General features: G+C 38.1%; 11 protein-coding genes, 3 pseudogenes and 1 other annotated feature. Of the genes and pseudogenes, 9 read left to right on the top strand and 5 right to left on the bottom strand.

From position 1 onward, the window contains the following. Positions 1-170 precede the first annotated feature (170 nt). From G0028_RS18620 to G0028_RS18605, 4 genes are all read left to right on the top strand, one after another. The gene (locus G0028_RS18620) at positions 171-1697 is read left to right on the top strand and encodes a TolC family protein (protein WP_174494020.1); all 1527 of its coding nucleotides are present in this window, start codon (positions 171-173) and stop codon (positions 1695-1697) included. Then, entirely contained in the window at positions 1694-3823 is a 2130-nt protein-coding gene (locus G0028_RS18615) for a type I secretion system permease/ATPase (protein ID WP_174494019.1), read from the top strand. Before G0028_RS18620 ends, G0028_RS18615 begins: the two co-directional genes overlap by 4 nt. Continuing rightward, entirely contained in the window at positions 3820-5055 is a 1236-nt protein-coding gene (locus tag G0028_RS18610; protein ID WP_130075214.1) for an HlyD family type I secretion periplasmic adaptor subunit, read from the top strand. The genes G0028_RS18615 and G0028_RS18610 overlap by 4 nt, the downstream gene beginning before the upstream one ends. A 505-nt stretch (positions 5056-5560) precedes the next feature. Further along, a complete protein-coding gene (locus G0028_RS18605) occupies positions 5561-6049 on the top strand; it encodes a BapA/Bap/LapF family prefix-like domain-containing protein (RefSeq protein WP_180047070.1) in 489 nt (162 codons plus the stop codon). A 1-nt stretch (position 6050) separates the two neighbouring features. Here the strand turns inward: G0028_RS18605 and G0028_RS18600 are convergent. Continuing rightward, a protein-coding gene (locus G0028_RS18600) for an IS3 family transposase (protein WP_194088711.1) occupies positions 6051-7270 on the bottom strand; the annotation gives its coding sequence in 2 pieces (ribosomal slippage) (positions 6051-6994 and positions 6994-7270; 1221 coding nt in all). After that, positions 6879-6995: a sequence feature (AL1L pseudoknot), on the bottom strand. It overlaps the preceding gene by 117 nt. 18 nt (positions 7271-7288) lie before the next feature. Here G0028_RS18600 and G0028_RS18595 point away from each other — a divergent pair. The 4 genes and pseudogenes from G0028_RS18595 to G0028_RS18580 all read left to right on the top strand — a co-directional run. Then, positions 7289-8437, top strand: a pseudogene (locus G0028_RS18595) (aldehyde dehydrogenase family protein); the annotation flags it as partial. An 85-nt stretch (positions 8438-8522) separates the two neighbouring features. After that, complete coding sequence (locus G0028_RS18590) at positions 8523-9188, top strand: helix-turn-helix transcriptional regulator (protein WP_174493994.1); 666 nt, start codon at positions 8523-8525, stop codon at positions 9186-9188. An 83-nt stretch (positions 9189-9271) separates the two neighbouring features. Continuing rightward, positions 9272-11569: a primary-amine oxidase gene (gene tynA / locus G0028_RS18585; RefSeq protein WP_180047350.1), complete on the top strand. Its 2298-nt coding sequence runs from the start codon at positions 9272-9274 to the stop codon at positions 11567-11569. 71 nt (positions 11570-11640) lie between these two features. Continuing rightward, entirely contained in the window at positions 11641-12924 is a 1284-nt protein-coding gene (locus G0028_RS18580; RefSeq protein ID WP_180047348.1) for a hypothetical protein, read from the top strand. A gap of 166 nt (positions 12925-13090) precedes the next feature. Here G0028_RS18580 and G0028_RS18575 read toward each other — a convergent pair. The 4 genes and pseudogenes from G0028_RS18575 to fahA form a co-directional block, all read right to left on the bottom strand. Then, positions 13091-13293 (bottom strand): annotated as a pseudogene (locus tag G0028_RS18575) (CoA-transferase); the annotation flags it as partial. Between the two features lie 20 nt (positions 13294-13313). Continuing rightward, a complete protein-coding gene (locus G0028_RS18570; RefSeq protein WP_130072505.1) occupies positions 13314-13889 on the bottom strand; it encodes a VOC family protein in 576 nt (191 codons plus the stop codon). A 22-nt stretch (positions 13890-13911) separates the two neighbouring features. Further along, on the bottom strand, positions 13912-14550 hold the full coding sequence (maiA, locus tag G0028_RS18565) for a maleylacetoacetate isomerase (RefSeq protein WP_180047346.1): 639 nt from the start codon (positions 14548-14550) through the stop codon (positions 13912-13914). A gap of 14 nt (positions 14551-14564) precedes the next feature. Further along, positions 14565-15545 (bottom strand): annotated as a pseudogene (gene fahA, locus G0028_RS18560) (fumarylacetoacetase); the annotation flags it as partial. A gap of 216 nt (positions 15546-15761) precedes the next feature. On the opposite strand from fahA, the gene G0028_RS18555 reads away from it, so the two are divergent. Then, on the top strand, positions 15762-17048 hold the full coding sequence (locus tag G0028_RS18555; protein ID WP_227554754.1) for an FAD-dependent monooxygenase: 1287 nt from the start codon (positions 15762-15764) through the stop codon (positions 17046-17048). Positions 17049-17189 lie beyond the last annotated feature (141 nt).

Below are 17189 nucleotides of genomic sequence, written 5' to 3'. Positions count from 1 at the left end.
ATGATATTGATTTCGATGTTAGTGCTTCTTGGCTAAACTGTTTGCAAAATTGAACTGTGATCAGAAAAGTCTTTTATTGTTTTTAGATGCGTGCGTAATATTACATCAAAAAATATCGAAGATTTAAGCATTACGGAGAATTCAATATTATCTCTAGGTACAGTTTACACATGTGTAAAGCGAAATATTTCACATTTTCTCTTAAAAAAATGAATGCTTGTATTGGGCTGAGTTTGTGTTTAAACAGTGTTGTTTATGCGGAAACTCAATCTGGTTATTTGCAAGATATGCAAAAAAATATTGCCAATTTTATTCGTCCTAAAACAGATGATTCTTTTAGTACGGTACAATTGAGTCAGTTGTCTAATTTTCAAGTTCAGCCTGATCCAATCTATCAGCAATTACCTGTAGTGGGAGTCAGTTCTGACATGGATACTACGGCATTTGAGCATACGGCTGAAGTACAGAGCCATTTAAATTTACAAGAAGCAGTACAGATTGCGGTGAAACGTAATCCTGTAATTTCTCAAGCATTAGCCAATTTAGCGGCACAAAATGCCAATATTGATGTAGCCAAAGCGCAATATTATCCACAGTTAAAGGCAGGTTTGAATACAGGTGATTTTACCTCAAGTGATCGGGGACGTCAGTTATATACGATTGAAGCCAACCAATTGCTTTATGACTTTGGTAAAGTGAAATCGAGTGTCGATACGCAAAAAAATAAATTGGAAGCTGAACAAGCCAATGTTTTGTTAAATATTGATGAGATTGCTACGGAAACAGCCCGTTCGATCATCGCAGTATTACGTTATCGGGTATTGTTGAATATCGCACAAGATCAAGTGAAGGGCGTGAGCCGTTTGCATGAAATTGCCCGTTTGCGTTCAGAAGCAGGAATTAGTAGCTATGCCGATCCTGTGCAAGCACAAAGTTATGTCGAATATGCAAAAACCTATTTATTAACACAGCAAAATAAATTGCGCCAAGAAGAACAAAAATTAAAAACTTTATTAGGTTTTGATGTCAGTCGTACAGATTTTATTATTCATGATGAATTTTTAAAGAAATCAGATCTTTATAATGCTCCACAGTTAAATACTATTCCTAGTATGATTGCAGCACAAGCTGAAATTGAAATTGCCAAAAGTCAGAAAAAACAAACAGAACTCAGTCGTTATCCAACGGTTTCATTAACTGCCTCTTTAAATCAGGCATTGAATGGTAAAAATCCAAGCACAGGAAAACAAGACGATACTGATAGTTCGATTGGTATCTCGATGACGAGTAATTTTTATCAAGGAGGGGCTGTCAGCTCTCAGATTCGTTCTGCTGCTTATGCAGAGCAAGCTGCTCGTTCTAAGCTGAATGCAACTTATTTAAATATTATGGATTCAAGCCAAATTGCGCGTGAAAATATTGAAAATATGGACAAGCAAATTTGGGTGTTAATTGACCGTGAACGTTCAACAGCAAAAACTCGTGAGCTATACGAAGAACAATACAAATTGGGCAAACGTTCGATTTTAGATTTGTTGAGTTCTGAACAGTCTTTCCATAGTTCTCGGGCTGAACGTGAATCTGCTCGCTACGACATTTATGACACACTTGCAATGTATATCAATGTGATGGGTAAGAGTCGAGATATTTACCAACTTAATAATACGAAAATTCAAGGGTTTGAAGTACAGCAATGAACCAGACACTCAATTATCAACCTTGGCTACAAGCCCTATTAACGGTTGCCCAACATTATCGTATTCAGCCCTCAGAAGAGCAGATACGCCTACAATTGGATTGGAATAAGTATCAGAATATTGATGATTTATTGCAAATCGTCACCAAACAATTGGGTTTAAATTATCGCCGTGCTGATTTTTCAAAAGATGTACTGAATCCTTGGCGTTTACCTGTGGTCATTGAGTTTAAAGATGGTCAAGTCGCTGTGATTGAAAAGGTCGATCAGCAAGGTAATGCTAGTTTACAACTCAGTGGTGATCAAGGTTTATCTCAGACATTTACGTTAAAAGCACTACAGGAAAATGCGAAACAGATTTTTATTTTTCGTCCTGAAAGTTCCATTCCTGATGCTCGTGTAGATGAGTACATTAAACCTTATGAGCAAAGTTGGTTTTGGAACATCGTATTAAAAGATTGGAAGCGTTATACCGATATTATGGTGGCTTCCATGGTCGCAAATATTTTGGCGTTAGCGACTATTGTCTTTTCGATGCAAGTATATGACCGTGTAGTGCCTTCGCAGTCGATTCCAACTTTATGGGTATTGGCAGGTGGTGTACTGATTGCGGCTATTTTCGAATTTACCTTGCGTGTTGCACGCGTGTATTTATCGGACATTATTGGTAAACGTGCTGATTTAAAAATTTCAGATCGGGTTTTTGGGCATGCCTTACGTATTCGGAATAAAGATCGTTCTAAATCTACGGGTTCTTTTATTTCACAGATTCGTGAATTAGAAGGTGTGCGTGAGTTAGTGACTTCGACCACCATCAGTGCAATGGCAGATTTACCTTTCTTCTTATTGTTCCTTGCAATTTTTTGGATTATCGGCGGTAACCTATTTTGGGTTATGTTATTTGTCGTTCCTCTCATGATTATTCCAGGTTTTATGGCGCAGAAAAAGCTTGCACAACTTGCACAAGAAGGTATGCGTGAAGGTGCTATTCGAAATGCAATTTTAGTTGAAGCGGTACAAGGGATTGAAGATATTAAATTATTACGTGCCGAAGCAAGATTTCAAAATCAGTGGAATCACATGAATGAAGTGTCTGCTGACATTAGTATGCGTCAACGTAAAATCACAGGTTGGCTCAATGCGTGGACGCAGAAAATTCAAGGTTTAGCCTATGCGATTGTAGTATTGGTTGGCTGTTTTGCGGTGATGAAAGGGGATATGACCACTGGTGCATTGGTGGCATGTTCAATTTTATCCTCACGTATGCTTGCACCGATTGCGCAAATTACAGGGGTATTAGGGCGTTGGCAGCAAGCCAAAGTGGCAAAACAGGGTTTGGATGAATTAATGAAAAAACCTGTGGATCGCCCTGATCGTGCACAACTGATTCATCGTAAAGTGATTTTAGGTGATTATGAGTTTAAAGGGGTGATGTTTAAGTATACTGAAGATGATTCTCGTCCATCTTTGTTAATCCCTCAGCTCAAAATTAATGCTGGTGAGAAAATCGCAATTTTAGGTCGAAATGGGGCAGGCAAATCAACCCTATTGCAATTATTGTCAGGTATGCAAAGTCCAGAGCAAGGTAAAATTAGCCTTGATGGGGTAGATCAATCTTTGATTGACCCTGATGATATTCGTCGTGATATGACTTTATTGAATCAAAATGCACAACTTTTTTACGGGACGATTCGCGAGAATTTAACCTTGGGTGCTCCATTAGCTACCGATCAAGATATTCTCAATGCCTTAAAAATTACTAATGCACTCGATATTGTAGAACAGAAAAAGGAAGGTTTAGATCATATTATATTAGAAGGTGGCGCTGGTTTTTCAGGTGGTCAACGACAGTCTTTGTTATTAACCCGCTCTATTTTACGTAATCCAAATATTTTATTACTCGATGAGCCTACAGCAGCATTGGATGATGTATCTGAACGTAGTTTGATTGAACATTTAAAACAATGGTCAGGACATCGTACCTTGATCGTGGCAACCCATCGTCCTGCTGTATTACAGTTGGTCGATCGTATTATTGTGATTCATGATGGAAAAATTGTGAAAGATGGTCCTCGTGATGAAATTTTGAATCCGCATCAAAATAATGCAGGAGGCACTTCAGTATGAGTTCAGCACAATTACCTGAAAATAATACAAAACAAGACAATGGCTTCGATACATTAAAGCGTCCAAGTAATCCTTCTGCACTTAAATTTTCTGAGCCTCCTCTACCCAAAGCTAGTTTAGTCATTTGGATTGTGGCGCTTGGTTTGGCTGCTTTTATTGTTTGGGCATGTATGTTCAAGCTAGAAGAGGTCTCGACTGGTACTGGCAAGGTGATTCCATCATCGAAAGAGCAAACTATTCAATCTTTAGATGGTGGTGTGGTGACCAAACTTGAAGTGAAAGAAGGTGATATTGTTGAAAAAGGGCAGATTCTTGCACAAATTGACCCGACGCGCTTTGAATCACAAGTCGGTGAAAGTTTGAGTAAATTACGTGCGATGCAAGCAACAGCGGCACGTTTAGAAGCTGAAGTAAATGGAACACGTCTGAGCTTTCCAAAAGAGGTGCGTGATATTCCAAACTTAGTCAATGAAGAAACAGCGCTCTACAGCTCTAGACGCTCAAATTTAGAGGAGTCGATTGCAGGTTTAAGACATGCTTTGTCTTTAGTTCAAAATGAATTACAAATGACTGAACCTTTGGTTGCAAAAGGTGCTGCATCTGAAGTTGAAGTATTACGCTTAAAGCGTGATATTAATAATTTTGAAAACCAAATCAATGACAAGCGTAATGATTATTACGTAAAAGCGCGTGAAGAACTTGCCAAAGCCAATGCGGATATTAAGTCTTTACAGCAAGTGGTGACAGGACGAAATGACTCAGTTAAACGTTCTGTTTTCTATGCGCCTGTGCGTGCTGTAGTCAAAGAGTTAGCAATTACGACGATTGGTGGGGTGATTCCACAAAATGGCAAACTCATGACTTTGGTTCCTTTGGATGAAAAGTTACTGATCGAAGCCCGTATTTCACCAAGAGATATTGCATTTATTCATCCTGGACAAGCAGCCCTCGTGAAAATTACAGCCTATGATTACTCAATTTATGGCGGTTTAGCGGGTAAAGTTGTGGTGATTTCTCCTGATACCATTCGAGATGAAGTAAAGCAAGATCAATTTTATTATCGTGTTTATATTCGTACAGATGTTGATAAATTAGTGAACAAAGCGGGGCAATCATTTGCGATTACACCGGGTATGGTGGCAACAGTCGATATCCGTACAGGACAAAAAACAATTATGGAATATTTACTTAAACCATTTAATAAAGCACAAGAAGCATTAAGAGAAAGATAAGTACTTAATGGATGAGAAAGCCAGTATTAAATACTGGCTTTTTTTGATTAAAATTATATAAAAATATTTCTCCAACTTTTACTTTAAATGCAATTTTTGCATTACAAATAAAATTTACATTTATTTTGATTAATGTGTTCTATGGTATTATAATATTTTTTATTGTGATATTTTTCACATTATTGTTTTAATAAAATTTAACATAAAATTTTTAAAAAATAATATAAATAAATATTTAATAATAATTTTAGATAAATTAAATAAAATCATTTTTATATGAATATTTTTTCCAATTAATTGATTTTAAAAAATAAAAATAAAAATATATTTAATATATATTTTAGTTTTTTATTAATTTGATGTAGAAGTTTTAAATATTTAATTAAATTTCACATAATATTTATTAATTTTAAATCATAAAATTATTATGTGATTTTAAAATCATAGTTGCATGGTAGGATTTCAATAATTTTTAAAATCAGTATTTTCTGATAACGGTGGAAGAATGGAAAATATATCAATAGTATCTAAGGATACTGGAAATTTATCGCTAGTAACCAGCTCAAGTTTTTCAGTTCAAGCTCCTTCTGTTGTAGTACTAAAATATAGCAAAGAGCAAATTAAAAATATGATGAGAGAGGGTGATCATTTAATTATCACACTTGATACTGGAGAAGTGATTCAAATCGAAAACTTCTTTACCTTAGATAATAGTTTAGTTTTAGAAAATAATAATGAGTTACTTTGGGTTCAATTTAATGACTTAAATAATGTTTCGTTAGAAACGATTAATTATGCAGGCTTAGATAATGTTGAACCCTTATTATATGATTCTGTAGAAGGGACATTGCCATTTATCGCAGGTATTGCGGGTGCAATAGGAACGGTTGCTTATATCGCGAATACAGATATCAGTCATAATTCTGGTAAAGATATAACAGCACCAAATGCACCAAGTGAACCGTACCGGGTTTGTCGGAGACTTTTTATTTAAGTTAGGCCACGTGACCTAACGGGTTAATCTTATCATAGTACATTGCTTCAAACTCAAAAGGCGATACATAACCCAATGCGCTGTGTACACGCTTTTTGTTGAACCAATCTACCCAATTTAATGTCGCAAGTTGTACATCCGCTAAACCTTGCCAGTCTGCTTTTAAATATTCAATCACCTCTGTTTTGTATAAGCCATTCACTGTTTCAGCCAAAGCGTTATCGTATGAATCACCGGTCGTACCGACTGATGCTCGTAAATTTGCTGCTTCTAAACGATTGGTATAGCGAATGGAAAGATATTGAACCCCTCTGTCACTATGGTGAATCACATTCTTTGGCATGTCTCGAGCATGTAACGCTTGCTCAAGTGCATCGAGCACCATATCTGTATTCATCCGTGTCGATACTTTCCATCCAACAATTGCTCGTGAGAAGACATCAATAATAAATGCAGTATAAACCCAACCTGAATTTGTTTGAATATACGTGAAGTCAGCGACCCATAGCTGGTCAGGATGATCAGCACTAAAATTGCGTTTCACCAAGTCATCTGCTCGTTTTTGATCCTCTCGGCTACGGGTAGTTTGTTTATTCTTACCACGCCAAACACCTTGTATACCTAGTTTTTGCATCAATCGAGCAACTGTACAGCGAGCAATAACATAGCCTTCACGTTTCAATTTTTGCCAAACTTTACGCACACCATATCGACCTGAACTTTCCTTCCAAATTCGTTTAATTTGTTCAGCATGATGCAAGTCATGTAGATCTCGCTTTGCTCGATGTTCTGGGTTTTCAACGAAATCTAGTGTTCGATAATAGGTAGAAGCCGCGATCGGTAAAATCCTGCAAATCGCCTCAACACCATATAACGCCTTATTGTTATGGATGAAATCTACCATTATTTGTGTGGGCGGTCGAGCTCCGCCTGGGCGAAAAAAGCGGCTGCTTTACGTAGAATTTCGTTAGCACGTTGCAGTTCTTTATTTTCACGTTCGAGTTGTTTAATACGTTCTTGATCTGAAAGTTGCTGTACTTTAATTGGGTTTTGTTTATCTAAATATTTTTGATACCAAACACGTAGAGTTTCAGGAGTACAACCTATCTTGGGAGCAATAGCGGTGATCGCAGCCCAATTCGATGGATAATCTTTCTCGGATTCAATCAATAATTCAACCGCTCTTTCTCTGATTTCAGGGGTATATTTTACTTTTTTCATCGGGACATTCTCTCAGAAAGCTTGGTCTCCGACAAACCCGGTACGGTTCAGTTTGAAGTCGAAGCAGGTGCTGGCTGGATTGAATATTTAACCAGTCTAGACATTCCTGTGGAGACCATGACAGAGCCAAATGGTAAAACCATTAAGGTGTATAATCGTCCGTTTGGTGTAGTGGCATCGATTACGCCGTGGAATTGGCCATTTATGATTGCCGTTTGGCATATTTTTCCTGCCCTCAAAACCAAAAACTGTGTAGTCAATAAACCTTCTGAATATACCCCGCTGAGCACGATTAAATTGGTTGAAATTATTAATCGTCATTTACCGCAAGGCGTATGTAATATTGTTTTAGGTCAAGGCGAGGTTGGACAAGCATTAAGTGAACATGCTGCTGTAGATAAAGTGACATTTACAGGTTCTACACGCACAGGACAAAGTATTTTGAGTCATTCTGTACGTTCATTAAAAAGTGTTGTGCTTGAATTGGGGGGTAATGATGCAGGTATTGTGCTTGAAGATGCCGATATAGAGAGGGTGGCAGAAAAGATTTTTGGTTCAGCATTTTTAAATGCAGGTCAAACCTGTGCGGCACTTAAACGCTTATATGTGCATGAAAATATTTATGATGCTCTAGTTAAAAAATTAGTCGAGATCGCAAATCAGCAAGTCATTGGCGATGGTACAGATGCTGCTGTCAGCTTTGGCCCTGTGCAAAATAAAATGCAATATGACAAAGTCAAAGCCCTCCTTCAGGATGCTGTTGCACAAGGTGGAACAGTTGTGAGCACAGCGCAAGCTTTACCAGAGACCGGTTATTTTATTGCGCCAACCATCGTGACCAATGTCCATGAAGGCATGGCTTTAGTGGATCAGGAGCAATTTGGTCCAGTTCTACCTGTACTAAAATTTAGGACTATTGATGAAGTATTACAGCGTAGCAATGCCACAGAATTTGGTTTAGGTGGTTCAGTATGGAGTCAAAATTTAGAACTTGCTGAAAATATTGCCAGTCAAATGGAAACAGGGACAGTCTGGATTAATAGCCATTCTGATTTATCTCCTGCAGCCGTTTTTGGGGGCTGGAAACTGTCTGGTTTAGGTTATTCATTTGGTTTAGACGGTTTATTGTTATTTACCCATAAACAAGCGGTTCATATTACGTCATAAAGTTTGATCAGTCCTTTGCAGGAAGCAAAGGACTTTTTGGCGTATATCTTGCTAATCATATTTCCGAACAGGATCGGTGGAAATTATGCTTAATCATCAGTTTATAACAGATTTTACTCAAAATTTTATTCAGCAAGTGAGTCGAGTCTTTGATTTTGATGGCTACTTGTTGTATTCGATTGACAACATTCACCATGCTTATAACTATCAAAATTTTAATATTCCTGCACAATCATTAACAGAATATTTAAATCGTGAAGTCGAAAATGATCCTGTATCATTTATGAAGCATTATCAACATAAAGATCATAATGTTGAACTACTGAGTGAATATACCTGTGATGATCACTATGCGGATTTTATGCAACGTTGGAAATTAAAAGATACTGCTGAAATTTTTTTTAGAAAACGTAATGGTGAACCTATTTTAGGTTTAAGTATTATTCGAGAAAAGAATAGCCAAATCTTTACTGTACAAGAAAAAAATATGTTGGATGCTTTTTGTGAGCTATCCAAAAAATATTTTTTTAATCAAACAGATCAGTTAGAAAATAGCGCAATATATGATGCTTATCATTTTACTAAAAAAGAAATCGTAGTGCTTGAATTAATATTAAGAGGTTTAAATAATCAGTCAGTTGCGCAGTATTTAAACTGTAGTTTGGCAACAGTGAAAACCCATGTACAGCATATTTATCAGAAAACAGGAATAAATAATCGTCAAGAGATTATGCTGAAGTTTTTAAAATAAAAATCATCCTTTAGGAGGATTTTTTATCGATTGAATTGCATTACTTTAAATCTATCGTCGTGTTTATTATGGATTTTGACACAATGCAATTGAATCAAATTACACAATCATTAAAAAACTTCGCAACGTTCAATGTTGCAATTGCTGCACTTGCTTTAGGGGTTCAACATCATGCATGGGCACATGGTCAAACAGCCGAAATGGTGTCCTTATATCAAAACATGAGCGATTTTGGCGCAGACGTTAAAAAAGATGATTTTACCAATACCTATACCATTGCAAAGGGGTCTTTAATTGTACGGGCAAAAGCAAATTCAGATACCGTTTTGGTCAATGGTAAAGCTTTCAAAGTCAGTGTGCCATTGGTTGAAAAAAATGGTCAGCCCGTGGTGAGTAAAGAATTTGCTTCAGAGATTTTTCAGTCAGGTTTAGATCAAACATTTAAAATTGAATCAGTTGCACATCCACTTAATAGCTTAACATCACAAGAGATTACTCAAACATTTAAAGCGATTACACAGTCAGAATATGCTTACCCAAATATGCGTTTTTCAGAAATTAAGTTGAAAGACCCTGAAAAAGAAAAAGTATGGGATGCTTTTATCGGTGGTAAAGCGTTACAAGAGGATCGAATCGCTGAGTTTACTTTGTTAAAAGGTAAGCAAGTGATCGAAGGTTTAGTCGATCTAAAAACACAAAAAGTCACGCAATGGAAAGTTTTAGACAATACGCATGGTATGGTGTTATATGACGATATGGTTGCTGTACAAGAGATTGTCACGCAAGATAAAAATTATAAAAAAGCGCTCGAAAAAAGAGGGGTTAAAGATATTTCTAAAGTTGTGACGACCCCTTTAACAGTCGGTTATTTTGGTGGTAAAGATGGTTTAGACCGTGAACTCAATGTTTTAAAAGTGGTGTCTTATTTAGATACGGGTGATGGTAATTATTGGGCACATCCGATTGAAAATCTTGTTGCAGTGGTCGATTTAGACAATAAGAAAATTGTGAAACTCGAAGAAGGTGCAATTATTCCTGTGCCGATGACGGCAAACTCTATTGCAAATAAAAATGATAAGAACCAATTTAAACCTTTAAATATCGTTGAACCTGAAGGTAAAAATTTTTCCATTACAGGACAAACCATTCATTGGGGACCTTGGTGTTTCCATGTGGGCTTAGATTCACGGGTGGGGCTAAAAGTTTCAACCGTAACTTATAAAGATAAAGGCGATAAACGTAAAGTCATGTATGAAGGCAACCTTGGGGGCATGGTTGTGCCTTATGGTGATCCTGATATGGGTTGGTACTTTAAGTCTTATCTAGACTCTGGCGAATATGGTATGGGGACACTGACGTCCTCAATTGAAAAGGGTGTAGATGCACCTGATAATGCAGTACTGCTCGATGCTGTGATTGCTGATTACACAGGTCAGCCACGTGTCATTCCCAATGCGATTGCAGTTTTCGAACGTTATGCAGGCCCTGAGTTTAAACATCAAGAAATGAATCAACCGAATATTAGTTCGGAGCGCCGTGAATTGGTGGTGCGTTGGATTAGTACGGTAGGTAATTATGACTATATTTTTGACTGGGTATTTAACAACAACGGTATTATTGGCATTAATGCGGGTGCAACAGGGATTGAAGCAGTCAAAGGCGTTAAAGCACGTACAATGCATGATGCAACAGCCAAAGAAGATACGCGTTTTGGTACGCTGATTGACCATAATATTGTCGGGACAACCCATCAACATATTTATAATTTCCGTTTGGATATGGATGTAGATGGAGGCAATAACAGTTTCGTTGAGATGGACCCTGTCGTGGCTAAAAATACCCGAGGTGGTCCGCGTAGCAGTGCGATGGAAGTCAACGAACGCATTGTCAATACTGAACAAGAAGCTGCCCAAAAATTTGATCCATCGACGATTCGTTTAATTTCCAATCTCAACAAAGAAAACCGTATGGGCAATCCTGTATCTTATCAAATGATTCCATTTGCAGGCGGCACACACCCCATTGCCAAAGGTGCGAACTTCTCGCCAGATGAATGGTTGTTTAAACGTTTAAGCTTTATGGACAAGCAAATTTGGGTCACGAAGCGAGATGCCAATGAACTATTCCCTGAAGGTAAATATTCAAATCGTTCTGTCAAAGACACAGGTCTTGGCGAGTTTGTTGCCAACAATGACAATATTAAAGATCAAGATTTGGTGGTTTGGATGACGACAGGAACTACCCATGTCGCACGTGCAGAAGAATGGCCAATTATGCCAACGGAATGGGTATATACCATGTTGAAACCTTGGAATTTCTTTGACAGTACACCCACCTTAAAAAATGACAACGAGCAACAAAAACAACAAATGCAGCATTAAAACTAATGTGCATTCTGAAAGGATCAGCTTGGTGCTGATCCTTTTTTAGATTGATCACAATGAGAAAAGACATGAACAAAAAAGTATATGCACTCAGCATTTTTACATTGTTGGGGAATGCTGCTGTACAGGCTGACAATGCGCAGATCAATGAAAACTTAAGCATCAAACCGAGTATAGACATGATGTATGGTGCGATGTACAGCAAAAAAAGTTACAACAATCCTGAAGCGCAAGATGATATTTCATGGCAAGAAGCCTATGCGTCTTATGGTGTTGAAGGGCAATATCGCTTAGGTAAAAATGAACTGTACGCCACAGTGAAAGGGCTCAGTTCAGCGACCTTTGGTGATGGCGATGCAGCAGGCTTTAGCGATGGCAGTGAGCGCAAAACAACGGTAGGTGAATGGTCACTGGGCTGGCGAAACGGTGCAGCAGATAAAGCCAAAATTGATCTGAGTATAGGTCGTCAAAGTGTGCAAATTGCAGATGGTTTTTTAGTTGCTGGTGATGCCTTAAATATGGGCAAAGGCATAGCCGATGGTGAACTCAATCGGGGTGGTGGTTATTATATTGCAGCGCGTAAAAGTTTTGATTTTACAACGGTTTTACATTCTCAATTGACGGACAGTTTAAAAAGCCATTGGTACTATTTAAAATCGGATAATCAAGCTCAATATCAACCGACTTTATGGGCAACCGATTGGCAGTATCAATTTAAAAATTATGATTTTGGACTGACGTATTTACAGATAGCAGAGCTTGAAGATCCACAGCATGAATCTGTACGTGATGATTTAAAAGATATTGCTGTTAGAGCAAAGACACAAATCAATGATCAGCTTGCTTTTAGTAGCGAATATGTCTATCAAGATCAGCAACATGAAAATGAAAATGCATGGTATATGGCATTAAATTATCAATTTGAGCACATGCCATTTCAGCCGACTTTGGGGTATCGCTTTTCATCATTTTCAGAAAATTATGATGCATTGTTTTATGGTAATACTGACGCAGGCTTTGGTACATGGTTTCAAGGTGAAGTTGCAGGAAATTATGCGGGGCCATTTAGCAGCAATGCACGTATTCATCAGGTTTCATTGCAAGCTTCCGTTAAGGAAAATTTACATTTAGGCATGTTGGCGTATCAATTTGATACGATTAAAAAAGACACAGAAAATCTAGATGCACATGAGCTTGATATCTTTGCGGTTTGGTCACCGACTCCGCATATCAATGTCATTCCTTTATTGGGGATCTTTAAACCGAAAAAAGCACTTTTAAATGGCGGATCACAAGTAAATGGTACACAGAGCAATACATATGCTCAGTTATTACTACAGTATGTTTACTAGTTATAAATATAAAAATTAACTCATCGTCATCAAACATCCAAGCAATTTCAGTTGCTTGGATGTTCAATAAAATCAATTATGTCGCAACAGCATCTAAAATCAGCTCAATACCTATTGCTGCCTTGATTTGTTCTAGCGTGACATCTTGAGCAAATTCAACATCTAATTCACCCACATAAGATGAAATCATTTTTTGATTTTTGTGGTTTGTAATAATTTACCTAAATCGAAGTCATCTACTCCAGAATGATTGGAAATACAGGTCAAACCCTTGACTGCTGTATTTTTAAAAGCATCGATGAATAGTTCAGGAATATCACATAAACCAAAGCCACCTGCCAGTTCAGCACTTGCAACCCATTTATTCATGAACGAGATCATCCCTAAAATTAAGCATCCACTTTGGCATCAGCTGCATTGTCATCTAATTCAGCAGCATGGAGAAAGTGGGTATGGTGTGGTGCACGTTTATTTTTAGACCATTCTTCTAACATTTCGTGCTTCATTTCTTCGGTGATCATTGCAATTTTTTGCGGTGCTTTTTCATCGTCATATGCCAATTCCAAACGGTGACCATTCGGATCGAAGAAATAAATCGAATGGAAAATACCATGATTAGTGATGCCTAAAACATTGACACCATTGCCTTCTAAATGCGCTTTTGCTTCTACCAACGCAGCACGATCTTTCACTTTTAATGCAATGTGTTGTACCCATTTCGGTGTATTTTCATCACGTCCCATTTCAGGTTGTGTCGGTAGCTCAAAAAATGCCAAAACGTTGCCATTACCTGCATCTAAAAATAAGTGCATATATGGGTCAAATGCTTTGGTTGAGGGCACATAGTCTTCTGCAAATGCTAAGATAAAATCCATATTGAGATTTTTTTTATACCATTCGACCGTTTCTTTTGCATCTTTACAGCGGTAAGCCACATGGTGAATTTTTTCGATTTGAATCGTCATCATTTATATCCTTATAAAAATTTTAATTTGCTTCAGCTTGTGCTTCAGGTGCTGCACGTTGAAATGCATGTAATGTGTTGCAATGTGCATAGATCGATTCAATTTTCGGATATGCAGATAAATCAATATTGAAGCGTTTCGCGTTATACACCTGTGGAATCAGACAACAATCTGCCAATGTTGCCTGTTCACCAAAACAGAATTTGCCATTTGAATGGATTAATTGAGCTTCAAGTGCTTGAAAACCTATCTCAATCCAATGCGCATACCATGCAGATTTTTGTGCATCGCTCAGCTCTAAGGTCTGTGTGAGGTACTGTAAAATGCGCAGATTGTTGAGTGGGTGAATGTCACAGGCAATGCTTAAACTAAATGCACGTACTTGGGCGCGTTGTTGTAAATCCTGTGTGAGTAGACTAGTTTCTGTGTATTTTTCATCTAAGTATTCAATGATGCTGAGCGATTGTGTTAGGGTAAAATCATCATCACAGAGGGCGGGGACAAGTCCACTCGGATTAACTTGACGATATGCAGCACTATGCTGTTCACCGCCATGATTGACCAAGTGTATAGGGATTAATTCTGCATCTAAGCCTTTTAAATTCAGTGCTATACGTACCCGATAGGCGGCTGAACTGCGAAAATAGGTGTACAGTTTCATTTACGCTATCCGTCTTATTCTGCAAAGTTAAATTGAATGGCAGGCAGAATTTTGCCTGATACAGCACCAAAGCCAATACGTACACCTTCTTTTTCACAGAAACCTTTCATCGTGACTGTATCGCCATCTTGAATAAAGGTACGTTGTTCACCATTGGCAAGTGTTAATGGTTTGGTCGCATTCCATGTGATTTCGAGCAGAGAACCGTAGGAGTTTGGCGTTGGTCCTGAAATGGTTCCTGAACCCATTAAATCACCCACTTGCACATTACATCCTGCAATCGTGTGGTGAGTTAACTGCTGTGCCATTGACCAATACATATATTTGAAATTGGTTTCACAAATGACATTTGCTTGCGTTGCACCTTCCGCTTGAATTTCTACAGACAGATGAATGTCATAGCTGTTGTTACTGTGGTCTTCACGTAAATAAGGAAGGGGCTGAGGCTCTTGTATTGGAGAATGTGTTTTAAAAGGTTCAAGCGCTTCTAAGGTCACGATCCATGGGGAGATTGAGGAAGCAAATGTTTTTGCATTGAATGGACCGAGTGGCACATATTCCCATTGCTGTAAATCACGAGCAGACCAGTCATTAAACAGCACCATGCCAAAAATATGATCCCATGCATTTTCAATTGCAATCGGTTCACCTAATGTGTTGGCTTTCCCGACGATAAAACCTGTTTCTAACTCAAAGTCGAGTTTACGGCAGGCTGAAAATTGTGGGCGATCCGCTGTTGGTAATTTAATTTGACCTGATGGACGGACAATGTTTGTGCCACTCACAATCACTGAACTTGCACGACCGTTATAGCCTACAGGTAGCTCAGACCAATTGGCTAAAAGTGCATTTTTAGGATCACGGAACATACACCCCACATTCGTTGCATGTTCTTTGGATGAGTAAAAGTCAGTATATCCCGGTATATGCACAGGAAGATGTAGGCTTACATCAACTTGTTTAAAGAAAACCTGCTCACGTAATGGTTCATTGTCACTGCTTCAGGTTCGTTTACGTGGGTTTGGATCATTTGTATCGTACTGACTATTTTCCTTTATGTTTTTTATTTCTATGGGCTACGTGGTAGCCAAAAGTACCGCAGCGTTGTATGTCCTGAATCTGATTATTCTGCAATAAAAATGCCCACAACGCTTGTGATGGCATCCGAAACAAAGTCTTAAATTTAGTATATATATGACAAGGAGTTCAATATGCATTTTCTAGCACAAGAGCCAAGAAAATCGCTTTACTATCAGTATGAAGTTTTTCCACACTTTCATAGTCAAACAGAAGTTGTGACAGACGAACAAACGGTTACTGTGGTTGGAGCAGGTCCAATCGGGATGACGACAGCACTATTGTTAGCAAAACAGGGGATCAAAGTCATTTTATTGTCTGCTGAATTACAACTGTCTGAAGGTAGTCGCGCACTGGTTTATACCAAACGTTCGATGGAAATTTTACAAGCAGCAGGTGCAGCAGAACGGATCATGTCAAAAGCTTTAGCTTGGACACATGGTAATTCAATTTATAAAGGCCAAGTTGCTTTTCGCATGGCATCACCCACCAATGAACATGATCAGTTTGCACCCTTAAATAATTTACAACAAAATTGGTTAGAGCATTTTTTATTAGAAACGATTCAAGAACAAGACAATATTGAAGTACGTTGGGGAAATAAAGTCGTCGATCACGTACAAGCACAGGATCAGGTTACTTTAACGATAGACACGCCTGAAGGAACATATCAGCATACTTCCAAATGGGTTGTTGCAGCCGATGGTGGTCGCTCCCCGATTCGTGAAAGTATGAAATTGTGGATGGAAGGAGCGAGTTATGAAGGTCGTTTTGTCATTGCGGATATTCGTATTCAGTTGGATTATCCCACTGAACGTTTAGCTTTCTTTTCACCTGATTGGAATCCTGGGAATACGATTTTAATGCATCGTGAACCCGACAATATCTGGCGTTTTGATTATCAATTAGATCCATCGATTAGCCCCGAAGAAGCATTGAAACCAGAAAATTTACATAAAGCTGTCAACGATCAATTAAAAATGATTGGGCAAGATCATCTTGAGTGGGAAATGGACTGGAGTACAGTTTATTCAGCACGTGCATTGACCTTAGATAATTATGTACATAACCGTATTATTTTCGTGGGCGATGCTGCACATTTATTACCAATTTTTGGAGTGCGTGGTGCAAATACAGGTTTTCAAGATGCACAAGATTTAGCTTGGAAATTAGCAGCCGCAGTAAAAGGTTGGGCACCTGAGAAAATCTTACAAAGCTACACTTTTGATCGTGTTGGGGCTGCACGTGAGATTATTGCTGAAGCAGGCAAATCAACGCGTTTTATGGCACCTCCTACGGATGGTTTCCGTTTACTGCGTAATGCTGTACTTTCATTGTCATTAGAACATGAGTTTGTTCGTCCACTTTATCATCGGCGCAACACTGATTCTGAAATCTTTAGTATTTTCAATAGTGTCTGATTTAATCATTAAAAATCATCCATTTATGTTGATTTTGATACTAAATTATTTGCAATAATTTACGCCTAATTTGCACCATTTCGATTAGGATTTACGCCATTTTTACGCCATAATGGCGTAAATTTGTCTGAGGCGTAAATT

Source organism: Acinetobacter piscicola (genome assembly GCF_015218165.1).
Lineage (GTDB): Bacteria > Pseudomonadota > Gammaproteobacteria > Pseudomonadales > Moraxellaceae > Acinetobacter > Acinetobacter piscicola_A.
The sequence above is the reverse complement of the archived record's forward strand: the minus strand, read 5'-3'. Positions and strand labels throughout refer to the sequence as shown.